Origin of the sequence: Caballeronia telluris (assembly GCF_001544495.1) — a bacterium.
Classification (GTDB): Bacteria; Pseudomonadota; Gammaproteobacteria; order Burkholderiales; family Burkholderiaceae; genus Caballeronia; species Caballeronia telluris.
The window spans coordinates 248,731-270,822 of the sequence record NZ_FCNZ02000002.1; the positions used below are offsets into that span (position 1 = coordinate 248,731).

Here is a 22,092-nt window from a genome sequence, read left to right on the forward strand (position 1 = left end):
TGGCGTCAGATAGGGCGTCTCTAGGCAATTTCAAGAGCCGAAAGCGTATTTTCCCTCACCGCCCGCCGTGTGGAACAATTCCGCCGATGACCCTTGCCGATAACCCCGACTGGAGCCCGCCGGTGAAAATGTCCGTCGCGCTGCGCGCCGCCTGCTTGCGCGTGCTCGGCCGCCCGCGCGACGCGCGCCCGCTGACGCGGGGCGAGATCACGATCGCGCGGCTCGTCTTCGCCGATGCGATCGACTATTCGACCGTCCGCGTTCACGACAGGGGCTATCTGCCGTTCGGTCTGCAGAGCGCGCACACGGCGATGGCGCCGAACGGCCAGCTGTATTTTCCGAAAGCCTGTTTCCGCGACGATTTCTCGACCGACCTCGCCTCGCAGATGTGGTTCATCCACGAGATGACGCACGTCTGGCAGCATCAGCTGGGCTACTGGGTGAGGCTGCGCGGCGCGGTGCGGATCGGCCTTCGCTACGGCTACACGCTCGCGCCGGGCAGACACCTTCGCGATTACAACATGGAGGCGCAGGGCAACCTGATCGCCGATTATTTCGCGCTCGCGCATCGGGGCGTCGAAGGACGGCGCCATCTCTACGAGCACAAGTACCGGAGCGATCCCGGGGCGCTCGCGCTCTTCGAGACGGTGCTCGCCGACTTCATCGCCGATCCGTCCAACCGACGAAATCTGCCGCGCAGCGCGCTGATCCGCACGACCTGATCCGACGCGCGCGCCGCCTAAACCCGCCGTCCGGCCTTGTCGAGATGACTCGCGAAGAGCGCGGGCAGCGCCGGATCGCCGCAATTGGCGATGTTGAAGCGCATCCACGTCGTTGGCGACTGATGCGGCGAAAACAGGCTCCCGGGCGTCAGCAGGAAACCGGCTTCGTGGCCCGCGGCCGCGAGCGCTTCGGAATCGACGCCCGTGTCCGCCCAGAAGAACATCCCCGCCAACGGCTGCGAAAAGAGCCGGAAACCGGTCGATTCCAGCATTCGCGCGGTCTTTTCGCGCACGCCGTCGAGTCGCCCGCGCAGCCGTTCGACGTGGCGCCGGTAATGGCCCTCCGTCAGCACCTTGTAGAGCACGCGCTCGTTCAGTTCCGGGCTCGTCATGCCGACGAGCATCTTCTGGTCGGCCAGCGCCTTCGCCACCTCCGCCGAGGCCGCCACGTAACCCACGCGGAGGTTCGCCGCGAGCGTCTTCGAAAAGCTGCCGAGGAAGATCACGCGTTTCAACTGATCGAGGCTCGCGAGGCGCGTCGCGGAGTAGCCGGGCGGCGCGAGGTCGCCGTAGACGTCGTCCTCGACGACGATGAAATCGTAGGCTTCGGCCAGTTGCAGGATGCGGAACGCCTGCGCCGCGGTCAGCGACGTGCCCGTCGGGTTTTGCAGCACCGAATTGACGACGAGCATCTTCGGACGCCAGGTCTGGACCATCGTCTCCAGCGCGTCGAGATCGGGGCCGTCGGGCGTGTACGGCATCCCGACGAGCCGCGCGCCCTGCGACGCAAAGCGCCCGAACATCTGGAACCACGCCGGATCGCCGACGATCACCGTATCGCCCGGCTGCACGTAAAGGCGCGCGATCAGGTCGATCGCCTGGGTGATGCCGGAGACCGTCACGATCTGCTGCGTCGATGCGCCGATTTCCAGTTCCGCGAGCCGCGTCTGCAATTGCTGGCGCAGCGGCAGGAAACCCTGCGGCGTGCCGAAACCGAGCAGTTGCGCGCCGCTCTGGCGGCTCATCGAACGCAGCGCGCTCGTGATCAGCTCGCCGTCGAGCCACTGGGTCGGCAGATAGCCGAGCCCCGGCCCCTTTACCGGGCTCGACGTCTGGAGCATGTTGCGCAACAGCCAGACGACGTCGATCGTGCTCCGTACCGGCTCGCGCTCGGCGCTGGCGAGCGGGCTCGCGACCGGCGTCGCGGCCGCGCGGTCGCGGACATAGAAGCCGGAGCCGCGCCGCGAATCGAGATAACCGTGCGCGACGAGCCGCTCGTACGCCTCGACGACGGTAAAACGCGACACGCCCTTGTCGAGCGCGAGCTTGCGGATCGACGGCATGCGCATGCCCGGGCGGAACACGCGTTCGTCGATGCGCCGCCGCCCCCACTGGACGAGCTGGTCGACGAGCGTTAGTTGCGGCGCATCGTGCGGCGCGGGAATCAGGTCGAGAGGCACGGACATCGGCGGCTCCGGTTTGGCGCGTTAATTCGGCGCGTTGGTTCGGCGAAAAACTGTACCGAATAGTATGGGTCCGATTGTACCGTTACTGTGCAGGTGATAGACGCTACATTCGTCCTTCCGGGAATGTGCTCGACATGGCGCGGCCACCGGCGCAGAGTCGAACGGTTATGCTGTCGGCCCTGGTTTCCCTTGCCTGAATCGTCATGACCGTTCACACGCCCGCACCCGCGTTTCAACGCACCCTGAAGCTGGATCACCTCGTGGTCGCCGCGCGCACGCTTGAAGAGGGCGAACGGTTCATCGCCGGCAAGTTCGGCGTGGGGACGGCCGGCGGCGGCGCGCATCCGCTGATGCGCACTCACAACCGGCTCCTGAACCTGTGGGGCGGCGCGTATCTGGAAGTGATCGCGATCGTCCCCGACGCGCCGGCCGCCGAAGCGCCCCGCGCGCGTCTTTTCGCGCTCGACTCTCCGGCGATGCAGGCGCGCATCGAAAGCGGGCCGCAGCTCGTGCACTGGGCCGTGCGCGTCGACCGTCCGCGGCTGCTCGCGCGCTGGCAGGCGCAGTACCCGGAACGCATCGCACCCGTCGTGCCGATGTCGCGCGGCGCGAGCACCTGGAGCCTGACCGTGCCGGACGACGGCGCGTTTCCCGCGTGGCAAGGCGCGGGCGACGGCGTCGTGCCCTCGCTGATCCAGTGGGACACGACCCAGCATCCGTCCGCCGCGTTGCCCGAGACGGGCATCGCGCTGCGCTCGCTGACGGGCCACCACCCGCGCGCCGAGGCAATCGCGGAACACCTCGCGTGGCTCGGCGCGGCGCATCTGATGCGCATCGAGCCGACTTCCGGCGCGCCGGGAATCGTTGCGGAATTCGAACTGCCGGACGGTTCGATCGTGACGCTCGGGGAATCAGCGGAATCGGCGGAAGCGGCGCAATCGCGCGAGGCGGCGCGGCGCGCCGTGGCCGAAGCGGACGAAGCAAAAAAATCGCGCCGGCGCGCGAAGAGCAAAAAGCCGGACGACGAAAGAGAGGCGCATGCGCCGGACGAAGCGCCCGGCACCGCGCAAGACCCGGCACACGCACTTTCGCGACAACCCGAATAACCGGTCGCCGGGTCTTCATCCCGCCGCCCCACACAACAGGAGATTCGTCCCGATGAAGACCCGCGAAACCGAGGGCATGCTGCTCGGCCTGATCGGCGTGATCATTTTCAGCCTGACGCTGCCGATGACGCGCATCGTCGTGCAGGAAGTCCATCCGCTCCTGAACGGCCTCGGCCGCGCGCTCGTCGCCGCGATCCCGGCCGCAGCGCTCCTCGTGTGGCGCCGCGAACGCCGGCCGACCTGGCCGCAGGTCAAGAGCCTCGCGGTGGTCTCGCTCGGCGTGATCATCGCGTTTCCGGTTTTTTCCGCCTGGGCGATGAAGACCGTGCCGGCGTCGCACGGCGCGGTCGTCAACGGATTGCAGCCGCTGTGCGTCGCGATTTACGCGGCGTGGCTCTCGCACGAGCGGCCGTCGAAAGCGTTCTGGGCGAGCGCGCTTGCGGGCAGCGCGATCGTCGTCGCGTTCGCGCTGCAAGCGGGCGGCGGCGGCGTGCAGGCCGGCGACCTGCTGATGCTCGTCGCAGTCGGCATCGGCGCGCTCGGCTATGCGGAAGGCGCGCGCCTCGCGCGCCAGATGGGCGGCTGGCAGGTGATCTGCTGGGCGCTCGTGCTGTCGGCGCCGTTTCTGCTGCTGCCGGTCGGCGCGCTCTGGTGGGCGCATCAGGCGGCGCATCCGGAACCGCTCGCGTGGCGCACCTGGCTCGCGTTCGGCTACGTCACGCTGTTCTCGCAGTTCATCGGCTTCTTCGCGTGGTACGCGGGGCTCGCGATGGGCGGCATCGCGCGCGTCGGACAGGTTCAGCTCCTGCAAATCTTCTTCACGATGGCGTTCTCGGCGCTCTTCTTCGGCGAGCACGTCGAGGCGTCGACGTGGATCTACGCCGCCGCCGTGATCGCGACCGTCGTGCTCGGCCGCAAGGCTGCCGTGCGCACGGCGCCGCCGCCGCTCGGGCCGTCCTCGACGGCGCCGGGCGCGACTTCCGCCCGCCCCACGGTGCGCACGACGAACTCAAGATGACACGAGCGAGCGATAATCGGATCCCTGGCGCCGCCCGCGACGCCCATAGTTGAACGCCCCGAATCCCGCCGACCAGGCCCATTGAAAAAACGCAGCCCCGCTGCAATCGAGACGACCGAGGACCCCATGAATCAAGCCGACCTTCGCGCCACGCACTGGCAACTTTCCGAACGCGCCCGCAAGCTGACCAGCTCGGCGATCCGCGAGATCCTGAAAGTCACGGAGCGGCCCGAAGTCATTTCGTTCGCGGGCGGCCTGCCCTCGCCGGCGACCTTCCCGGTCGAGCAGATGCGCCGCGCATCGGAGCACATCCTGCGCGACCAGCCGTCCGCCGCCCTGCAATACAGCGCGACCGAAGGCTTCATGCCGCTGCGCGAGTGGGTCGCGGCGCGCTATTCGGTCGGCGGCGCGCACATCCGCGCATCGCAGGTGCTGATCACGACGGGGTCGCAGCAGGCGCTCGATCTGCTCGGCAAGGTGCTGATCGATCCGGCGAGCCGCGTGCTCGTCGAGACGCCGACCTACCTCGGCGCGTTGCAGTCGTTCTCGCTCTTCGAGCCGGACTACGTGCAGGTGCCGACCGACGAGCACGGCCTGATCCCCGAGCGGCTCGACGCCGCGCTGACCGCGGGCGCGCGCCTGTTGTATGCCCAGCCGAACTTCCAGAACCCGACCGGCCGACGCCTGCCGCTCGAACGGCGCCGGGCGCTTGCCGAGTTCGCGCAGCGCGCCGCGTTCCCGATCATCGAGGACGATCCCTACGGCGCGCTCGACTACGCGGGCGCCCCGCTGCCCACGATGCTCTCGATGGCGCCGGACCACATCGTGCATCTCGGCTCGTTCTCGAAGGTGCTGGCGCCGGGACTGCGGGTCGGCTACATCATCGCGCCCGAGGAACTGCACTTCAAACTGGTGCAGGCGAAGCAGGCCACCGACCTGCACACGCCGAGCCTCACGCAGCGCATCGTCCACGAAGTCGTGAAGGACGGCTTCCTCGACCAGCACGTGCCGACGATCCGCGCGCTCTATCGCGACCAGTGCGCGGCGATGCTCGCGGCGCTGGAACATCACATGCCCGCCGGAGTCGAATGGAACCGGCCGGAGGGCGGCATGTTCGTGTGGGTGACGCTGCCGAAGCACATCGACACGATGAAGCTGCTCGAAGCGGCGATCGAGCAGCATGTCGCGTTCGTGCCGGGCGGCCCGTTCTTCGCGAACGAGGCCGAGCACAATACGCTGCGGCTGTCGTTCGTGACCGTGCCGCCGGCGAAGATCGACGAAGGCGTCGCGAAGCTCGGCGCGCTGATCCGCGCGCGCCTCTGATCAACTGAACCAGGAGTCTTTGATGGCCGAAACGAATGTGTACGACAAGCTGAAGGAACTCGGCATCGAGCTGCCCAGCGCGGGCGCGCCCGCCGCAGCCTACGTGATGAGCGCGCAGAGCGGCAACACGGTGTATCTGTCGGGCCATATCGCGAAGAAGGACGGCAAGGTCCACACCGGCAAGCTCGGCGACACGCTCGCCACCGAGGAAGGCCGTGCCGCCGCGCGCTCCGTCGCGATCGACCTGATCGCCACCCTGCATGCGCACGTCGGCGACCTGAACCGCGTGCAGCGCATCGTCAAGGTGATGAGCCTCGTCAACTCCACGCCCGACTTCACCGAGCAGCACGTCGTGACGAACGGCGCGTCGGAACTGATCGCCGAAGTCTTCGGCGAGCGCGGCAAGCATGCGCGCTCGGCATTCGGCGTCGCGCAGATTCCGATGGGCGCGTGCGTCGAGATCGAACTGATCGCCGAAGTGGCCTGAACGGCGCAGGTCGACCGAAGCCCGGCACCGCGAGGTCCCGGGCTTTTTTGCGCGCCGTCGTTTCGGCGCTTTCCCTTCTCGCTTCTTACGGTTCACTTCCCATGCCCGCACGAACGGTCCGTTTCCGACAGGTCGACGTCTTCACGTCCGTGGCCTTCAAGGGCAATCCGCTTGCCGTCGTCTTCGATGCCGACGATCTGTCGACCGACGCGATGCAGGCGATCGCGCGCTGGACCAATCTCTCCGAGACGACGTTCCTGCTGCGTCCCACCGACCCCGCCGCCGACTATCGCGTGCGCATCTTCACGACGTCGAGGGAATTACCGTTCGCCGGGCACCCGACGCTCGGCACCGCGCACGCACTGCTCGAAAGCGGCCACACGCCGAAGCAGCCGGGGCGGCTCGTGCAGCAATGCGGCGTCGGACTGGTGCCGATCGTCGAACGCGACACCGGCGCGTGGGCGTTCGCCGCGCCGCCCGCGCGCATCGAACCGCTCGGCGATGCGCAGCTACAACGCCTCGACGCGGCTCTCGGGCAAGGCGTAATCGATTTCAATGCGCCGTCGTGCGCGGTGGACAATGGCGTGCCGTGGCTCCTCGTGCGCCTGAACACCGCCGCCGACGTGCTCGCGCTCGCGCCGGATCGCGATGCCATGACCGCCCTCGTCGCCGATACCGCGACGCTCGGCCTCGCGGCCTATGGTCCGCATGCCGGTGCGCAAGAGGACTCGGCCGCGGCCGCCACGTTCGAGCTGCGCGCCTTGCTGTACGGGGCCGAGAACGCCGAAGACCCCGTCACGGGCAGCGCGAATGCGGCGCTCGCCTGCCTGCTCAGCGCGCAGAACCGGCAGCCGGGCCGCTCGTTTACAGTTCGACAAGGGACCGTAATCGGACGCGACGGCCGGATTTTCATCGATTACGATCACGATGGCGCCGATGCGCGCGCGTGGATCGGCGGTCATACGGTGACGGTCGTCGAGGGGACGTTCCGCCTTTGATGCACCGCCAGTGCTTGTTTTGGTCCGGCTCGGGGACGTGTATACCCGCAGCGACTGTGCTTCCTTAATCTTGAAGGCTTAAGTAATATCTGAACAATCAGTGACCGGATTAATAGACAAGACGCACGGGGCAGCCAAACGGCCGGTCTGGCCGATCCCGGAATGAGGGAGCGTGCGTGAGCGCCAGGGCGCAAACGTATGCTTGCCGGCCGGTGGCGGCCGTCCAGTGGGGCAACAATGGATGTCGGATGTCAGCAGGATTCGGGCAGCGTGCCTGGCGCGTTGCCCGAAAGAGCGTCCCCGGCAGCCGTTCCGCATGCGTCGGCGCACACGATCGGGCACACTCCTGTCGCTGGCCCGGTTCTTCTCCGGCCTGATCGGCTTTACCCAGTAGCGCAGTCGAGCGTCAGGCACGCCGCGCTGAATTGCCCACGGATATCAGCGAGCACATGAATCGAACCCGGCCAAAAGTGTCACGCGACGGCCAGCACAGCGGTTTGCCGCCCCCCCGCCGGCGAGCGCTCTTCGTCATCCCCGTGCTCGGGACACTCGTGCTCGTCCTCTTGTGGACGGTGATCTTCGCGCGGCTCGCGGTCGAGCGCGAAGCCACCACGCACGAGTCGATGGCCTCCGCCGCGATCCTGTCGTCGGCGCTCGAACAGCACACGATCAAGGCGATCCATCAGGTCGACCAGGTGACGCGCTTCGTCAAGTACGAGTACGAGAAGTCGCCGGAAAACTTCAACCTCATCTCGACCGTCGAAAAGGGCGTCGTCCAGAGCGACACGCTCGTGCAGGTGTCGCTCATCGACGAATACGGCACGCTCGTCGCGAACACCGCCGACCCGCATCCGAAGCCGATCGACCTCTCCGACCGCGAGCACTTCAAGGTCCACGCGCATTCCAACGACGATCTGCTCTACATCAGCCGTCCGGTGCGCGGCCGCGTGTCGGGCCTCTGGACGCTGCAAATCACCCGGCGCCTGAATCATCCGGACGGCTCGTTCGCGGGCGTGGTCGTCGTGTCGGAAGACCCGACCTATTTCACGAGCGACTTCTACAACGTCGCCTCGATCGGGCGCGAGGGCGTGATCGCCGTCGTCTCCGACAACGGCTCGGTGCTCGCGCGCAACACCGGCGCGGGCGCGTCCGAGGGCACCGGCACGAGGACCTCCGTCGCGAGCAAGAACGACGCGAGGAGCGCCGCAGAACGAGCCCGCGGCGACTTCACCGCGAGCGGCGTGTACCCGACCTCCGACCACGCGTCGGGCATCTACGTCGATCCGATCGACAACGTGAAGCGCATCGTGTCGTACCGGCACATCGACGGCTATCCGCTCGGCGTGCTGGTCGGTTTGTCGGAGAAGGAAGAGTTCATCGACTACAACCACACGCGCAACGTTTATCTTTTGATGGCGACGTTCATCTCGCTTGCGATGCTCGGGTTCTTCGGCGTGGCGACCGGGCTTATCGGCAAGCTGCTCGGGCGCGAGCGCGAGATGACGCATCTCGTCGAATTCGATCTGCTGACGGGCCTGCGCAACCGTTATTCGACCTTGCAGGCGCTGCGCCACGACGTCGCGCAGGCGGACAATCTCGGGCGCCTCGCGTTGCTCTTCATCGACCTCGACAACTTCAAGACGGTGAACGACACACTCGGCCACAACGCCGGCGACATCGTGTTGCAGATGACGGCGTCGCGGCTTGCGGAGACGGTCGGAGAGAACGGCCGGCTGTCGCGGATCGGCGGCGACGAGTTCGTGGTCGTGGTGAAGGGCGACGAGGTCGAGCGGCGCGCGGTGGAACTCGCCGAAGCGATCTCGGCGATGTTCGCGACGCCGTTCGACGTGCGCGGCAGCGCATTCGTGCTGCATGCGAGCATCGGCATTGCGCTCTTTTCGGTGTCGAACGAGAGCGAGATCGACCTGCTCAAGAAGGCCGACCTCGCGATGTACAGCGCGAAGGACGCGGGCCGCAACTGCTATCAGTTCTATTCGCCGCACCTGTCGCATCGCGCGGATCACCTGATGAAGTGGGAGCAGCAACTGCGCGTCGCGCTCACCGAGCGGCAGTTGTTCCTCGCGTATCAGCCGAAGATCGATCTCACGCGGCGCTGCATCACCGGCTTCGAGGCGCTCGTGCGCTGGAACCATCCGCAGCACGGACTGATTCCGGCCAACGAGTTCATTCCGGTGGCGGAATCGACGGGGCTGATCGTGCCCGTCGGCGATTTTGTGATTCACACCGCCTGCATGCAGCTTGCCCAGTGGCAGCGCGACGGTTACACGGGGCTGTCGCTCGCCGTGAACATTTCGGCGGTGCAGTTCTGGCGCGGCGACCTGCTGGAGACGGTGGAGCGCGCGATCACCGAAAGCGGCATTCCCGCCGACAAGCTCGAACTCGAAATCACCGAGACGGTGATGGTGGAATATCCGGAACTGGTGCAGGAGAAGATCGCAGCGCTCAAGCGCCTCGGCGTGCGGATCGCGCTGGACGATTTCGGCACGGGGTATTCGTCGCTGTCGTATCTGAACCGTTTTTCCGTCGATACGCTGAAGGTCGACCGCTCCTTCATCCAGGCGATTCCCGAGGACCGCAGCGTATGCGTGATGGTCTCGGCCATCATCAATCTGGCGCGTTCGCTCGGATTGAAGGTCGTCGTCGAAGGGACGGAAAAGGAAGAGCAGATCGCGTGGCTCGCGGCGCTCGGGCCGATCGAAGCGCAGGGCTTCCTGTTTTCGCGCCCGGTGCCCGCCGACGGCGTGCAGGCGCTGCTCGACCGGTTCGGCGTGTGCGGATGGCCGAAGGGAAAAGCGCCGAAGCGCCTCACCGGGCATGGGAACGAGCCTTTCCCGACGGCGCTCACCGACGAGCGCGGCGGACGGTAATCGATGGCGCTATAGCGCCGGTCGTCGAACATCGTTCGACTTCTGAGCTCGCCCCGCGCGCTTTAGCGGCCCGCGCCGCGCGGCTCCATGAAGCCGCCAAAGAACGCTCGCGCGTTATCGCCGAGACTCTCGATGTGGTATCCGCCTTCCTGCACGATGAGCGTCGGCAATCCGAGCGCGCCGAGCGCGCGGCCCAGCCGTCCGAAGCCTTCGGTCGTCACCGCGACCATCGCCTGCGGATCGTCCTTGTAGATGTCGAAACCCAGCGCCAGCACAAGCGCGTCCGGCTGAAAGCGCCCGAGCGCGCGCAACGCGGCATCGACCTGCTCGAAAAACACCGCCTCGCTCGACCCGTGCGGCATCGGCAGATTGACGTTGTAGCCGTCGCCCGCGCCCGCGCCGCGCTCGTCCTCGTAGCCCGCAACGACCGGATAGAAATTCGTCGGGTCGCCATGAACGGAGACGTACAGCACGTCGTCGCGTCCGTAGAAAATCTCCTGCACGCCCTGACCGTGGTGCATGTCGGTATCGAGAATCGCGACGCGGCCAAACCGCCCGCGCAACGCCTCAGCCGCGATCGCCGCGTTGTTCAGATAACAGAAACCGCCCGCCGCCTCGGCGCGCGCATGATGACCCGGCGGCCGGCACACGGCGTACGCTTCGCGCGCGCCGTCTGCGATGGCCGCCGCGCCCGCCGCCGCGCATTGCGCCGACCAGTACGCGGACCGGTAGGTATCCGGCCCGACCGGGCAACTGCCATCGGCGAGATAGCGCGCCGCCTGCGCCAGCACGCCGCGCAGCGGATTGCCCTCGCGCACGTAGATGTTCGACATCACTTCGTCGCCCCAGTCCTGCGGAACCTTCTTCCACTCGGCGTGCGCCTCTTCGAGAAAGCGCAGATAGTTCATGCCGTGCACGGCCGCAAGCGGCGCCGTGCCGAAATCGGCCGGCTCGCGCACGTCGAAGCCAAGCGATTTCGCCGCCTCGACGAGCGCGAGCGCGCGCTCCGGCACTTCCTGCGGCGTGCGCATCTGGCCGCGCGACAGATAGCTGCGCGGATGGTGTTTCAGTTGCTCGGGATGAAAGTAAGTCAGCATCGGGTTCGTTCCTGTTGAATCATGCGTGTGCGTGTGCGTGTACGTGGGCGTGCGCGACGGCCCGCGCGAGCACCGCGTTCACGAGCACGTTCGCGCCGCAGGTGACGTCCTCGGGCAGCGCGTCCTCGGCCTCGTTGTGCGACAGGCCGCCGACGCACGGGATGAACACCATCGCCGTCGGCACGTGGCGCGCGAGATGGATCGCGTCGTGTCCGGCGCCGCTCACGATCCGCTCGTGCGCGTAGCCGAGCTGCGTCACGGCGTCCTGCACGAGCGCGACGCACTCGGCGTCGAACGGCGTCGCGGGACTTTTCCAGTACGTGTCGATCATGACTTCGAGGCCGCGCGCCTGCGCGATCTTGCCGAACGCCTCGCGCACGTCGCGCTCCATCGCGTCGATCTGCTTGTCGTCGGGATGACGCAGATCGACCGTGAACGCGACGCGTCCGGCAATCGTATTGCGCGACGAATTCGGAATCGCGACCTGACCGATCGTGACGAGGCCCAGCGGCGCAAAACGCTCCGCGATCGCTTCGAGTTGCAGCGCCATCGCGGCGCTCGCGAACAACGCGTCCTTGCGATAGGGCATCGGCGTCGTGCCCGCATGCGCCGCGACGCCGGCCACGCTCACGTCGAGCCAGCGGATCGCCTGCCCGCCCGTCACCACGCCGATCGGATTGCCGTGGCTCTCCAGCACCGGCCCCTGCTCGATATGCGCCTCGAAGTACGAATCGACCGGCTGGCCCGTCGCGCGGCGCTTGCCCGCGTAGCCGCAGTGCGCGAGCGCATCGCGCAGGCGGATGCCGTCCGCGTCCTGCGTGTCGAGCGCGGCGGCAAGCGGCGTCGCGCCGACGAACACCGCCGAGCCGAGCATCGCCGGCGTGAAGCGCGCGCCTTCCTCGTTGGTCCACGACACGATCTCGATCGGCTTTTCCGTGACGATGCCGGCATCGTTGAACGTGCGCACGAGTTCGAGCGCGGCGAGTACGCCGTACACGCCGTCGAAGCGCCCGCCTTCGGGCTGCGTGTCGAGATGGCTGCCGATCACGACGGGCGCGAGCGACGCATCCGCGCCTTCGCGCCGCGCGAACAGGTTGCCGACTTCATCGACTTCGACCGTCATGCCCGCCTCGCGGCACCACGTCGCGAAGCGATCGCGGCCGCGCTTATCGTCATCGGTGAGCGCGAGGCGGCGCACGCCGCCCTTCGCCGTGGCGCCGACCTGCGCCATCTCCATCAGGCTTGCCCACAGTCGCGGGCCGTTGACTTGCAACATGGCTTCAAATTCCTCCTGGCGATTCAATGCGACGGCACGGCGTCGAGCGCATCGGCGCGGCGGTGCTTGAGCGCGTCGAGCGCGACGATGCACACGAGCGACAGCCCCGCGAGACACGTATAGAACACGGCGAGCGGCCACCACTGTCCGACGAACTTGTGCGCGAGCCAGGTGCCGACGAGCGGCGTCAGGCCGCCCGCGATCGCGCCGCACACCTGGTACGACAGCGAGATCGCGGAGTAGCGCACGCGGGTCGGAAAGACGCCGGACACGAAGCCCGCGATCACCGAATAGAAGCTCGCCATGCAGATCACCGCGAGCGCGATGCCAACGATCATCGACAGCTTGTCGCCGCTCTGCACGAGGGTGAACATCGGGTACGGCGAGACCATCGCGCAAAGCGCCGCGAGCTTGAGAAAGCGCGCGCCGCCGAGCTTCTCGGCGAGATACGCGGCGAGCGGCTGCGTGAGGAACTGGATGATCGCGACCGCGAAGAGGCAGTCGAGGATCAGCGATTTCGTGACGCCGACGTATTGCGTCGTGTACGAGATCATGAACGTGTTGGTGAAGTAGACGCCCGCGATGCCGATCGTGTTCGCGCCGATGCACAGCGCCACGAGCGCGCCCGACGAACGGAACACTTCGGCGATCGGCAGCTCGACGGTGCGCTTCTTGTCCTTCTCCCGCTGGAACTCCGGCGACTCGTTCACGCCGATCCGGATAAAGATGCCGACAACGAGCAGCACCGCGCTCACGAGAAACGGCAGGCGCCAGCCCCACGCGATGAAGTCGGCGTGATCCATCGACGTCACCGCGCGGAACGCGACGAGCGAAAGAATCAGCCCGGCCGGGCTGCCGAGCTGCGCGAACGACGCGAAGAACGTGCGGCGGCCTTCGGGCGCATGTTCGCCCGCCATCAGCACGGCGCCGCCCCACTCGCCGCCCACTGCGATGCCCTGCACCACGCGCAGCAGCACGAGCAGCACCGGCGCGAGCAGGCCGACCTTCGTGTAGCTCGGCAGCAGCCCGACGCAGACCGTCGCGACGCCCATCATCATCAGCGTGGTCATTAGCGCTTTCTTGCGGCCGATCTTGTCGCCGAGATGGCCGAATACGATGCCGCCGAGCGGCCGCGCAAAGAAGCCGACCGCGAAGGTCGCGAACGATGCCATCGTGCTCACGAACGGATCGTGCGACGGAAAGTACAGTTCGCCGAACACGAGCGCGGCGGCGGTCGCGTAGATGTAGAAGTCGTACCACTCGATCATCGTGCCGATGAACGCCGCGGCGGCGGCGCGCACCGGCTGGCGGGTTGTGTGCTGGGTTGCAATCACCGGGGTCTCCTTGGTTGGCCGGTCCGCGCCTGCGTTGCGACCGCGCGGAGTGAACGTTTTATCGCCAGCCATAAAACATTAGTCAAATTTCGCCTTATTATCTTGCGTATAAATTTGGCTTATACCTAGGACAAACATGACCCTGCTTCGCGCCGACGTCGCGCGCTTCCTGAACGACCGGCTCGACTGGAACCTGCTGCGCACGTTCCTCGTCATCATGCAGGAGCGCAGCGTGAGCCGCGCCGCCGCGCGGCTGCATGTGACGCAGCCCGCCGTCAGCCAGGCATTGAAGCGCCTGGAAGACACGCTCGGGCGCAACCTGATCCAGCGGCGCGGACCACATTTCGAGCCGACTCGCGCGGGCGAAGAGGTGTACCGGATCGCGAGCGACATCTACGGCCACATGTCGCGGCTCGAAACCGAACTCGACGACCGCACCGACGACATCACCGGTTCCATTCGCCTCTTGACGGTAAGCCGGATCGAATCGGCCGTGTACGACGAGTTTCTCGCGGAGTTTCATCGAACGTATCCGCGCATCGATCTGCATATCGAGATCATGCGCTCGTCCGACATCATTTCGTCGCTGTTGCAGAAGACCGCGACGGCGGGTCTCGGCCTCTGCCGCACGCCGGTGGACAAGCTGGAGCAGCGCTGTTTCCTGCGTCAGCGCTATGCGATCTTCTGCGGGCGGCATCACCGCTTGTTCGGGCGGCAGGCCCTCACGATGGACGATCTGCTCGCGGAGAATTTCGTGTCGTTCACGAGCGACCAGATCGGCGACAGCCTCTCGCCGCTCACCGTGTTTCGCGATCAGCGCGGCTTTACGGGGAGGATCGTGGCGGCGTCGCCGAGTCTCGACGAAGTGCGCCGGCTGATTTTCGCGGGATTCGGGATCGGCTGTTTGCCGGAGCACATCGTGCGCGACGACATCGCGCAGCAGCGTCTGTGGCGGCTGCCGCCGGAAGAAGGACTGGCCGACGTCGATATTCACCTGCTCTGGCATCGCGCCCGCAAGATGAACGCGGCGGAGCAGGCGTTTCTCGACGCGATGGAAAGGACGATGCAGCGCTATTCGCTGCCGGATCGCCTCGCGCCGCGCTGAAGGTCAGAACCCGCGCGACAGCACCGCCGTGCCGACCGTCACGACGCCGAGCACGAGATTGATGACGACGAGCCGGCGCACCGTGCCGACCGCACGCGCGCCATCGGGCCAGTTCTGCGCCTGCACCGCGCGACGAATGCGCGGAAAAACAGCAAAGCGGATATGACCGAAGATCAGCATCATCACGATGCCGAGACCGGCCATCGCATGCAGCGGCCACGCCGCGTGCGCGCCGCCGTATTGCGTCAGCAGGAAGCCGCCCGTCAGCAGGATGACGAGCACCGACGCCGCCACCCAGTTGAAGAACCGCGCGAAGACGCCTTCGAGCAACGGCAGGCGCAATTGCGGCGTGAGGTCGCCGAGCGCGGGGCGCAGGCAGAAGTTCGCGAACACCATTCCGCCAATCCACACGGCCACGCCGAGCAGATGCAGAAAGAGCGCCACTTCGATGGCTTTGGTCATTGTGTTTCCGGAAGGGTTGTCGAATGCGGCTTGGGCTTTCGACTGAAGGCCGTCGAACCAGTTCCGGCATTTTGAGATAAAGAAACGCCCCGTTACGCTTTTGCGTAACGGGGCGCGCGGCAGAGCGAACGACAATCAGCCTTCGAAGACGGGCCGCAGCTCGCTCACCTTCAGCGACGAATCCGGCGCACGGCCCTTGCGCGCACGCTTGCCGACATGCGCTTCCAGCGCCGCGCCGCCGAGCTTCTCCTCGCGCGCCTTGCCGCCGCGTCCCGTGCCGATCAGCAGCACGCCCTTCGCGTCGATTGCCAACGCCTGCTTGAGCGTTTCCTTCGGATCGAGCGCCATCAGCGTGACGCCGCGGCCGCCGCCCGAGAGCGTCTTCATCTCGTCCATGCCGAAGACGAGCAGCCGCCCGCCCGACGACAGACATGCCACATGCGACGCGTTCGGCACGACCGGCATCGGCGCGAGGGGCGCGGCGCCGTCGTCGATGGTCATGAACGACTTGCCCGCCTTCACGCGGCTCACCATGTCGCCGAGTTTCGCGATGAAGCCAAAGCCGTTGTTCGACGCGAGCAGGAGCGGCTGGTCTACCGACGCCGCGTAGTAATGCAGCAGATGCGAGCCCGATTCGAGTTCGATGAGGGAAGTGACCGGCACGCCGTCGCCGCGCCCGCCCGGCAGCATCGCGACGGGCACCGAATACACGCGCCCGTTGCTGCCCCACGCGATCAGCATGTCCGGCGTGCGCGCCTGGAACGCGGCGTAGATGCTATCGCCGGCCTTGAACTGGAAGCCCGCCGGATCGAGGCCGTGACCCTTCAGCGCGCGCACCCAGCCGCGCTGCGAGACGACCACCGTCACCGGTTCGTCGACGACGCGCGCTTCGAACGTCGCGCGCTTTTCCTGCTGGATCAGCGTGCGGCGGTCGTCGCCGTATTGCTTCGCATCGGCTTCGATTTCCTTGATGAGCAGGCGCTTCATCGCGGCGTCGCTGTTGAGCAGTTCTTCGAGCTTCTCTTTCTCTGCGCGCAGTTCCTTCAATTCCTGCTCGATCTTGATCGATTCCATCCGCGCGAGCTGCCTCAGACGGATGTCGAGGATGTCGTCGGCCTGACGCTCCGAGAGCCCGAAGCGGTCGATCAGCGCCTGTTTCGGCTCGTCGGCCTCGCGGATGATGCGGATCACTTCATCGATATTCAGGAAGACGATCATCCGCCCTTCGAGAATATGGATGCGGTCGTCGACCTTGCCCAGGCGATGCTGCGTGCGCCGCGTGACAGTGGTGAAGCGGAACCCGACCCACTCGTGCAGGATTTCGACGATGCCCTTCTGGCGCGGCCGGCCGTCGGCGCCGATCATCACGAGATTGATCGCCGCGTTCGATTCGAGGCTCGTATGCGCGAGCAGCGAATGGACGAACTCGGTCTGGTCGATGCGGCTCGACTTCGGCTCGAACACGAGCCGCACGGGCGCGTCCTTGCCGGACTCGTCGCGCACGGTGTCGAGCAGCGCGAGGAGCGTCTGCTTCGTCTGCAACTGGTCGGGCGTGAGCGCCTTCTTGCCGAGCTTGATCTTCGGGTTGGTCAGTTCCTCGATTTCCTCGAGCACCTTCTGTCCCGACGTGTTCGGCGGCAATTCGGTGATGACGAGCTGCCACTGGCCGCGCGCGAGGTCTTCGATTTTCCAGCGTGCGCGCACCTTCAGGCTGCCGCGCCCGGTTTCATACGCCGCCGAGATTTCCGCCTGCGACGAGATGATCTGGCCGCCGCCCGGAAAGTCCGGCCCGGGGATCTTCTCCATCACGCCGCCGTGGCCGATCTTCGGATCGCGGATCATCGCGACCGCCGCCGACGCGACTTCGCGCAGGTTATGCGACGGAATCTCCGTCGCCAGCCCGACCGCGATTCCCGACGCGCCGTTGAGCAGCAGGAACGGCAGGCGCGCGGGCAGGAGCTTCGGCTCTTCGAACGAGCCGTCGTAGTTGGGCATGAAATCGACCGTGCCCTGGTCGATTTCGTCGAGCAGCAGTTTTGCGATCGGCGTCAGGCGCGCTTCGGTGTAGCGCATCGCCGCCGCGCCGTCGCCGTCGCGCGAGCCGAAGTTGCCCTGGCCGTCGATCAGCGGATAGCGCATCGAGAAGTCCTGCGCGAGGCGCACGAGCGCGTCGTACGCGGACTGGTCGCCGTGCGGGTGATACTTGCCGAGCACGTCGCCGACGACGCGCGCCGACTTCACCGGCTTCGCCGTGTTGGCGAGGCCCATTTCGTTCATCGCGAACAGGATGCGGCGCTGCACGGGCTTTTGCCCGTCCGACACGTCGGGCAGCGCGCGGCCCTTCACCACGCTCACCGCGTAGTCGAGGTAGGCGCGCTCCGCGTAGTCGCCGAGGGTCAGTTTCTCGCCTTCCGGCGCGGCTTCCTGTTCGGCGAAGAGATCGTCTGTGATTCCCATCGGGTTTCCGTAATTTTTGCGTTGGTCTGCGAAAGGGGCTTCCAACACCGCTTGATGAGCTTGTGCTTCTGTGGAAGCGCAGCAACATCAAACGGTGTTCCAAAAAGCGCCAGCACAATCAAATGTCCGCTTCGACCTCGTTGCCCTTCTCTTCGAGCCAACTGCGCCGCGATGCCGCTTCGCCCTTGCCCATCAGCATCGTCATGCGCGTCACCGTCAGGTCGAAACCGAGATCGCCGAGACCGACCGGCAACAGCCGCCGCGTGTCGGGGTTCATCGTGGTGTCCCAGAGCTGTTCAGCGCTCATTTCGCCCAGGCCCTTGAACCGGCTGATCGTCCATTGCGTGTCGCGCACGCCGTCCTTGCGCAGCTTGTCGAGGATCGCTTCGAGTTCGCCTTCGTCGAGCGCGTAGAGCTTCTGCGCGGGCTTCTTGCCGCGCGCGGGCGCATCGACGCGAAAGAGCGGCGGACGCGCGACGCACACATGCCCGCGCTCGATCAGTTGCGGGAAGTGCTTGAAGAAGAGCGTCAGCAGCAGAACCTGAATGTGCGCACCGTCGACGTCCGCGTCCGACAGGATGCAGATCTTGCCGTAGCGCAGGTTCGACAGATCGATTTGCTCGTCCGGGCCGTGCGGATCGACGCCGATCGCCACCGCGATGTCATGCACTTCGTTGTTCGCGAAGAGCCGGTCGCGCTCCGTTTCCCACGTGTTCAACACCTTGCCGCGCAACGGCAGGATCGCCTGGAATTCCTTGTCGCGGCCCATCTTCGCGGAACCGCCCGCCGAATCGCCCTCGACGAGAAAAAGCTCGTTGCGCGCGATGTCGGTCGATTCGCAATCGGTCAGCTTGCCTGGCAGCACGGCCACGCCCGAACTCTTGCGCTTCTCGACCTTCTGCCCCGCGCGCGTGCGCGCCTGCGCCTGACGGATCACGAGTTCGGCGAGCTTCTTGCCATACTCGACGTGCTGGTTCAGCCACAGTTCGAGCCCCGGCCGCGTGAACGACGACACGAGCTTCACCGCGTCGCGGCTATTCAGCCGCTCCTTGATCTGCCCTTGAAACTGCGGATCGAGCACCTTCGCCGACAAGACGAACGACACCCGCGCGAACACGTCCTCGGCGAGCAGCTTCACGCCCTTCGGCTGCAAGTTGTGCAACTCGACGAAGCTCTTCACCGCCTGAAAGAGACCGTCCCGCAAGCCGGATTCGTGCGTGCCGCCGGCGGGCGTCGGAATCAGGTTGACATAGGATTCGCGCAACAGCGGCCCTTCCTCGCTCCACGCGACGACCCACGACGCGCCTTCGCCTTCCGCGAAAGTTTCCTCGTTGGAGCGCGAGCTTTCGGCGTAACGCTCGCCTTCGAAGAGCGGTATCAGAAGATCGCTGCCGCCCATGCCTTCGAGCAAGTAACCGCGCAGGCCGTCTTCGTATTTCCAGACCTGCCGTTCGCCGGTTTTCTCGATGACGAGCACCACTTCGACGCCCGGCAGCAACACCGCCTTCGAGCGCAAGAGCCGCTGGAGTTCGCCTGTCGGCAGATTGGGCGAATCGAAGTATTTCGGGTTGGCCCACGCATGCACGCGCGTGCCGGTTTTCTTCGCGGCGCCGCGCTCGGCGGGACGCGTCGTGAGCGGCGCGATGACATCGCCGTTCGAGAAGCCGATCTCGGCGACCTTGCCGTCGCGCCAGACGGTGACATCGAGCCGCGTCGACAGCGCGTTCGTCACCGAGACGCCCACGCCGTGCAGGCCGCCCGAGAACGTGTAGGCGCCGCCCGCGGCCTTGTCGAACTTGCCGCCCGCGTGCAGGCGCGTGAACACGATTTCGACGACCGGCACGCCTTCTTCCGGATGCAGGCCGAACGGAATGCCGCGGCCGTCGTCTTCGACGGAGATCGAGTTGTCGGTGTGCAGCGTGACGGTGATCTGCTTGCCGTAGCCGCCGAGCGCTTCGTCGGAGGCGTTGTCGATGACTTCCTGAATGATGTGCAGCGGGTTTTCGGTACGCGTGTACATGCCGGGCCGCTGCTTGACCGGCTCGAGGCCCTTCAGCACCTTGATCGATGCTTCGCTGTATCCGCTGCTTTTGCCGCTGTCGGGTTTTTTCGTGGACATGACTGAACGTTGGTCCGGTGTCCGTCGGTCCTTCCGGCGTCGCTGCGCGAAAGGCGGCCGGGGCACCGGCGAATGCGTGAACACATCGGGCTCGCCCGGCCGAACGCGCCGGGCTGCCTGGAGAATCGCTGCAATGCGGTGCCCGTCAAACGCGGGCATCCGGAAAACGCGACGTATTTTACTGTTTTCGATATGGCCGGCAATGACGGCGCGGTGACGGCGGCCTTATTTGCGCTTGGCTTCGAGTTCTTCCCAGCGTTCGAGCACGGCGAGCAGTTCCTCGTCGATGGCCGCGTGCCGTTCGCTCAGCCGCGCGCCTTCCTTCGCGTCCTTCGCGAAGATCGAGCCGTCTTCGAGTTGCGCGCCGACCGCCTTCTGCTCCGCTTCCAGCGCGGCGATCTTCCCGGGCAGCGCGTCCAGTTCGCGCTGCTCCTTGAACGACAGCTTTACGGTGCGCTGCGCGTTGCGGCCCGCGGCGCTTTCCTTCGGCGCGTCTTCCTTCGGCGTGTCCTTCGCGTTCTGGCGCGCGGCGTCCTGCGCGATCTGTTCCGAACGTTCGCGCTGGATCTGCCAGTCGGAAAAGCCGCCGACATACTCGCGCCACTTGCCGCCGCCCTCCGACGCGAACACGGACGTCACGACGTTGTCCAGAAACGCGCGGTCGTGGCTCACGAGCAGCACGGTGCCGTCGTAATCGGTCAGCAGTTCTTCGAGCAGTTCGAGCGTGGGGATGTCGAGGTCGTTGGTCGGCTCGTCGAGTACGAGCACGTTCGCCGGCCGCGCGAAAAGACGCGCGAGCAAGAGACGGTTGCGCTCGCCGCCCGAGAGCGACTGCACCGGCGAGCGCGCGCGTTCGGGCGCGAACAGGAAGTCGCCGAGATAGCTCATCACGTGCTTCTTCACGCCGTTCACTTCGACCCATTCGCTGCCCGGGCTGATGGTGTCCGCGAGCGTCTTGTCGAGATCGAGCTGCGCGCGCATCTGGTCGAAGTACGCGACCTGCAGGTTCGTGCCGATGCGCACGCGGCCGGCGTCCGGCTGGATTTCGCCCAGGATCAGCTTGAGCAGCGTCGTCTTGCCGGCGCCGTTCGGACCGACGAGACCGATCTTGTCGCCGCGCATCACGGTGGCCGTGAAATTGTCGACGATTGTGCGTTCGCCGTAGCGCTTCGTCACATCGGTCAACTCCGCGACGATCTTGCCCGACTTCTCGCCCTGCCCGACATCGAGCTTCACGTTGCCCTGCACGTTGCGCCGCTCGGCGCGCTCGTTACGCATCTCGACGAGCCGCGCAATGCGTCCGACGCTGCGTGTGCGCCGCGCCTCCACGCCCTTGCGAATCCACACTTCTTCCTGCGCGAGCAGCTTGTCGAACTTCGCGGCTTCCACCTGCTCGACTTCGAGCTGCTGCGCCTTTCTCGTCTGATACGCGCTGAAATTGCCCGGATACGAAAGCAGCCGCCCGCGATCCAGTTCGACGATGCGCGTCGCCACCCGGTCCAGAAACGCGCGGTCGTGGGTGATGAAGAGCAGGCCCGTGCGCAGCGTGACGAGCAGGTCTTCGAGCCAGCGGATGCCGTCGAAGTCGAGATGGTTGGTCGGTTCGTCGAGCAACAGCACGTCCGGCTGCACGACGAGCGCCCGCGCCAGCGCGACGCGCTTTCGCATGCCGCCGGAAAGCGCGCCGACGCGCGCGTCGCCGTCGAGGCCGATCTGATCCAGCGTCGTCGCGACGCGCGTGCGCCAGTTCCAGGCGTCGTGCAGATCCAGCGATGATTGCAGTGCGTTCATGCGCGCGAGCAGCGCATCGTGTTCGGCGCCTTCGGACGTGTCGGCGAGCTTGTGCGCGACTTCGTCGTATTCGTCGAGATGCGCGCGGGCTTCGGTCAGGCCCGACGCGACGACGTCGAACACCGACGCGTCCAGCTCGAATTCGGGTTCCTGCGGGACGTAGACCGTGCTGAGTTCGCTCTGGCGCGTGACGAGGCCGTCGTCGGGCTTCGTGAGGCCGGCGACGATCTTGAGCAGCGAGGACTTGCCCGCACCGTTGCGCCCGATCAGTCCGACGCGCTCCCCCGCTTCGAGCGAGAAATCCGCGTGATCGAGCAGCGCGACGTGGCCGAACGCGAGTTGCGCGTCGGAGATGGAATAAAGCGACATGAGGGCAGCCGGAAAAGTGCAAAAACAGGAAGCGGCCATTGTACCGGTGTTACCCGTCGCGGCCCGTGGCGTCG

Annotated in this window: 16 protein-coding genes; 8 read left to right on the plus strand and 8 right to left on the minus strand. The window is 66.3% G+C overall.

Features of this window, described 5'->3' with window-relative positions; translation table 11 throughout:
* Positions 1-86 precede the first annotated feature (86 nt).
* Positions 87-722, plus strand: a complete 636-nt coding sequence (locus tag AWB66_RS04090; RefSeq protein ID WP_235020977.1) for a Rhs element Vgr protein — start codon at positions 87-89, stop codon at positions 720-722.
* A 17-nt stretch (positions 723-739) separates the two neighbouring features.
* Here the strand turns inward: AWB66_RS04090 and AWB66_RS04095 are convergent, their stop codons facing one another.
* A complete protein-coding gene (locus AWB66_RS04095) occupies positions 740-2,188 on the minus strand; it encodes an aminotransferase-like domain-containing protein (protein WP_087628997.1) in 1,449 nt (482 codons plus the stop codon).
* 203 nt (positions 2,189-2,391) lie between these two features.
* Between AWB66_RS04095 and AWB66_RS04100 the strand changes: the two genes are divergently transcribed.
* From AWB66_RS04100 to AWB66_RS04125, 6 genes are all read left to right on the plus strand, one after another.
* The gene (locus AWB66_RS04100; RefSeq protein ID WP_087628998.1) at positions 2,392-3,294 is read left to right on the plus strand and encodes a VOC family protein; all 903 of its coding nucleotides are present in this window, start codon (positions 2,392-2,394) and stop codon (positions 3,292-3,294) included.
* A gap of 52 nt (positions 3,295-3,346) precedes the next feature.
* Positions 3,347-4,312 (plus strand): DMT family transporter, encoded by a 966-nt coding sequence (locus AWB66_RS04105; protein WP_087628999.1) that lies wholly within the window; start codon positions 3,347-3,349, stop codon positions 4,310-4,312.
* A gap of 126 nt (positions 4,313-4,438) precedes the next feature.
* On the plus strand, positions 4,439-5,635 hold the full coding sequence (locus AWB66_RS04110) for an aminotransferase-like domain-containing protein (RefSeq protein ID WP_087629000.1): 1,197 nt from the start codon (positions 4,439-4,441) through the stop codon (positions 5,633-5,635).
* A 22-nt stretch (positions 5,636-5,657) separates the two neighbouring features.
* Positions 5,658-6,122, plus strand: coding sequence for a RidA family protein (locus tag AWB66_RS04115; RefSeq protein WP_087629001.1), 465 nt, complete (start codon positions 5,658-5,660; stop codon positions 6,120-6,122).
* A gap of 101 nt (positions 6,123-6,223) precedes the next feature.
* Positions 6,224-7,120, plus strand: a complete 897-nt coding sequence (locus tag AWB66_RS04120; protein WP_087629002.1) for a PhzF family phenazine biosynthesis protein — start codon at positions 6,224-6,226, stop codon at positions 7,118-7,120.
* A gap of 449 nt (positions 7,121-7,569) precedes the next feature.
* Positions 7,570-10,008, plus strand: a complete 2,439-nt coding sequence (locus tag AWB66_RS04125; RefSeq protein WP_087629003.1) for an EAL domain-containing protein — start codon at positions 7,570-7,572, stop codon at positions 10,006-10,008.
* A 62-nt stretch (positions 10,009-10,070) separates the two neighbouring features.
* Here AWB66_RS04125 and AWB66_RS04130 read toward each other — a convergent pair whose 3' ends face one another.
* The 3 genes from AWB66_RS04130 to AWB66_RS04140 are packed head-to-tail and all read right to left on the minus strand — an operon-like array spanning position 10,071 to position 13,787.
* On the minus strand, positions 10,071-11,105 hold the full coding sequence (locus AWB66_RS04130; RefSeq protein ID WP_087629004.1) for a histone deacetylase family protein: 1,035 nt from the start codon (positions 11,103-11,105) through the stop codon (positions 10,071-10,073).
* A 19-nt stretch (positions 11,106-11,124) separates the two neighbouring features.
* Positions 11,125-12,381 (minus strand): Zn-dependent hydrolase, encoded by a 1,257-nt coding sequence (locus AWB66_RS04135; protein WP_087629005.1) that lies wholly within the window; start codon positions 12,379-12,381, stop codon positions 11,125-11,127.
* 23 nt (positions 12,382-12,404) lie between these two features.
* Complete coding sequence (locus tag AWB66_RS04140; protein ID WP_087629006.1) at positions 12,405-13,787, minus strand: MFS transporter; 1,383 nt, start codon at positions 13,785-13,787, stop codon at positions 12,405-12,407.
* A gap of 64 nt (positions 13,788-13,851) precedes the next feature.
* Between AWB66_RS04140 and AWB66_RS04145 the strand changes: the two genes are divergently transcribed.
* A complete protein-coding gene (locus tag AWB66_RS04145; protein ID WP_087629007.1) occupies positions 13,852-14,820 on the plus strand; it encodes a LysR family transcriptional regulator in 969 nt (322 codons plus the stop codon).
* Between the two features lie 3 nt (positions 14,821-14,823).
* Here the strand turns inward: AWB66_RS04145 and AWB66_RS04150 are convergent, their stop codons facing one another.
* The 4 genes from AWB66_RS04150 to AWB66_RS04165 form a co-directional block, all read right to left on the minus strand.
* The gene (locus AWB66_RS04150) at positions 14,824-15,282 is read right to left on the minus strand and encodes a CopD family protein (RefSeq protein WP_087629008.1); all 459 of its coding nucleotides are present in this window, start codon (positions 15,280-15,282) and stop codon (positions 14,824-14,826) included.
* Positions 15,283-15,417: 135 nt separating this feature from the next.
* Positions 15,418-17,739, minus strand: a complete 2,322-nt coding sequence (gene parC / locus AWB66_RS04155; protein ID WP_087629009.1) for a DNA topoisomerase IV subunit A — start codon at positions 17,737-17,739, stop codon at positions 15,418-15,420.
* A 118-nt stretch (positions 17,740-17,857) separates the two neighbouring features.
* Positions 17,858-19,858 (minus strand): DNA topoisomerase IV subunit B, encoded by a 2,001-nt coding sequence (locus AWB66_RS04160; RefSeq protein ID WP_087629010.1) that lies wholly within the window; start codon positions 19,856-19,858, stop codon positions 17,858-17,860.
* Positions 19,859-20,083: 225 nt separating this feature from the next.
* Positions 20,084-22,018: an ATP-binding cassette domain-containing protein gene (locus AWB66_RS04165; protein ID WP_087629011.1), complete on the minus strand. Its 1,935-nt coding sequence runs from the start codon at positions 22,016-22,018 to the stop codon at positions 20,084-20,086.
* Positions 22,019-22,092 lie beyond the last annotated feature (74 nt).

Bases quoted from the DNA above. Each gene is read 5' to 3' on its own strand.
- AWB66_RS04160 (WP_087629010.1), bottom strand. From the start codon at position 19,858: ATGTCCACGAAAAAACCCGACAGCGGCAAAAGCAGCGGATACAGCGAA.
- AWB66_RS04145 (WP_087629007.1), top strand. From the start codon at position 13,852: ATGACCCTGCTTCGCGCCGACGTCGCGCGCTTCCTGAACGACCGGCTC.
- AWB66_RS04115 (WP_087629001.1), top strand. From the start codon at position 5,658: ATGGCCGAAACGAATGTGTACGACAAGCTGAAGGAACTCGGCATCGAG.
- AWB66_RS04165 (WP_087629011.1), bottom strand. From the start codon at position 22,018: ATGTCGCTTTATTCCATCTCCGACGCGCAACTCGCGTTCGGCCACGTC.
- parC (WP_087629009.1), bottom strand. From the start codon at position 17,739: ATGGGAATCACAGACGATCTCTTCGCCGAACAGGAAGCCGCGCCGGAA.
- AWB66_RS04130 (WP_087629004.1), bottom strand. From the start codon at position 11,105: ATGCTGACTTACTTTCATCCCGAGCAACTGAAACACCATCCGCGCAGC.
- AWB66_RS04150 (WP_087629008.1), bottom strand. From the start codon at position 15,282: ATGACCAAAGCCATCGAAGTGGCGCTCTTTCTGCATCTGCTCGGCGTG.
- AWB66_RS04105 (WP_087628999.1), top strand. From the start codon at position 3,347: ATGAAGACCCGCGAAACCGAGGGCATGCTGCTCGGCCTGATCGGCGTG.
- AWB66_RS04110 (WP_087629000.1), top strand. From the start codon at position 4,439: ATGAATCAAGCCGACCTTCGCGCCACGCACTGGCAACTTTCCGAACGC.
- AWB66_RS04090 (WP_235020977.1), top strand. From the start codon at position 87: ATGACCCTTGCCGATAACCCCGACTGGAGCCCGCCGGTGAAAATGTCC.
- AWB66_RS04135 (WP_087629005.1), bottom strand. From the start codon at position 12,381: ATGTTGCAAGTCAACGGCCCGCGACTGTGGGCAAGCCTGATGGAGATG.
- AWB66_RS04095 (WP_087628997.1), bottom strand. From the start codon at position 2,188: ATGTCCGTGCCTCTCGACCTGATTCCCGCGCCGCACGATGCGCCGCAA.
- AWB66_RS04140 (WP_087629006.1), bottom strand. From the start codon at position 13,787: ATGGCTGGCGATAAAACGTTCACTCCGCGCGGTCGCAACGCAGGCGCG.
- AWB66_RS04125 (WP_087629003.1), top strand. From the start codon at position 7,570: ATGAATCGAACCCGGCCAAAAGTGTCACGCGACGGCCAGCACAGCGGT.
- AWB66_RS04100 (WP_087628998.1), top strand. From the start codon at position 2,392: ATGACCGTTCACACGCCCGCACCCGCGTTTCAACGCACCCTGAAGCTG.
- AWB66_RS04120 (WP_087629002.1), top strand. From the start codon at position 6,224: ATGCCCGCACGAACGGTCCGTTTCCGACAGGTCGACGTCTTCACGTCC.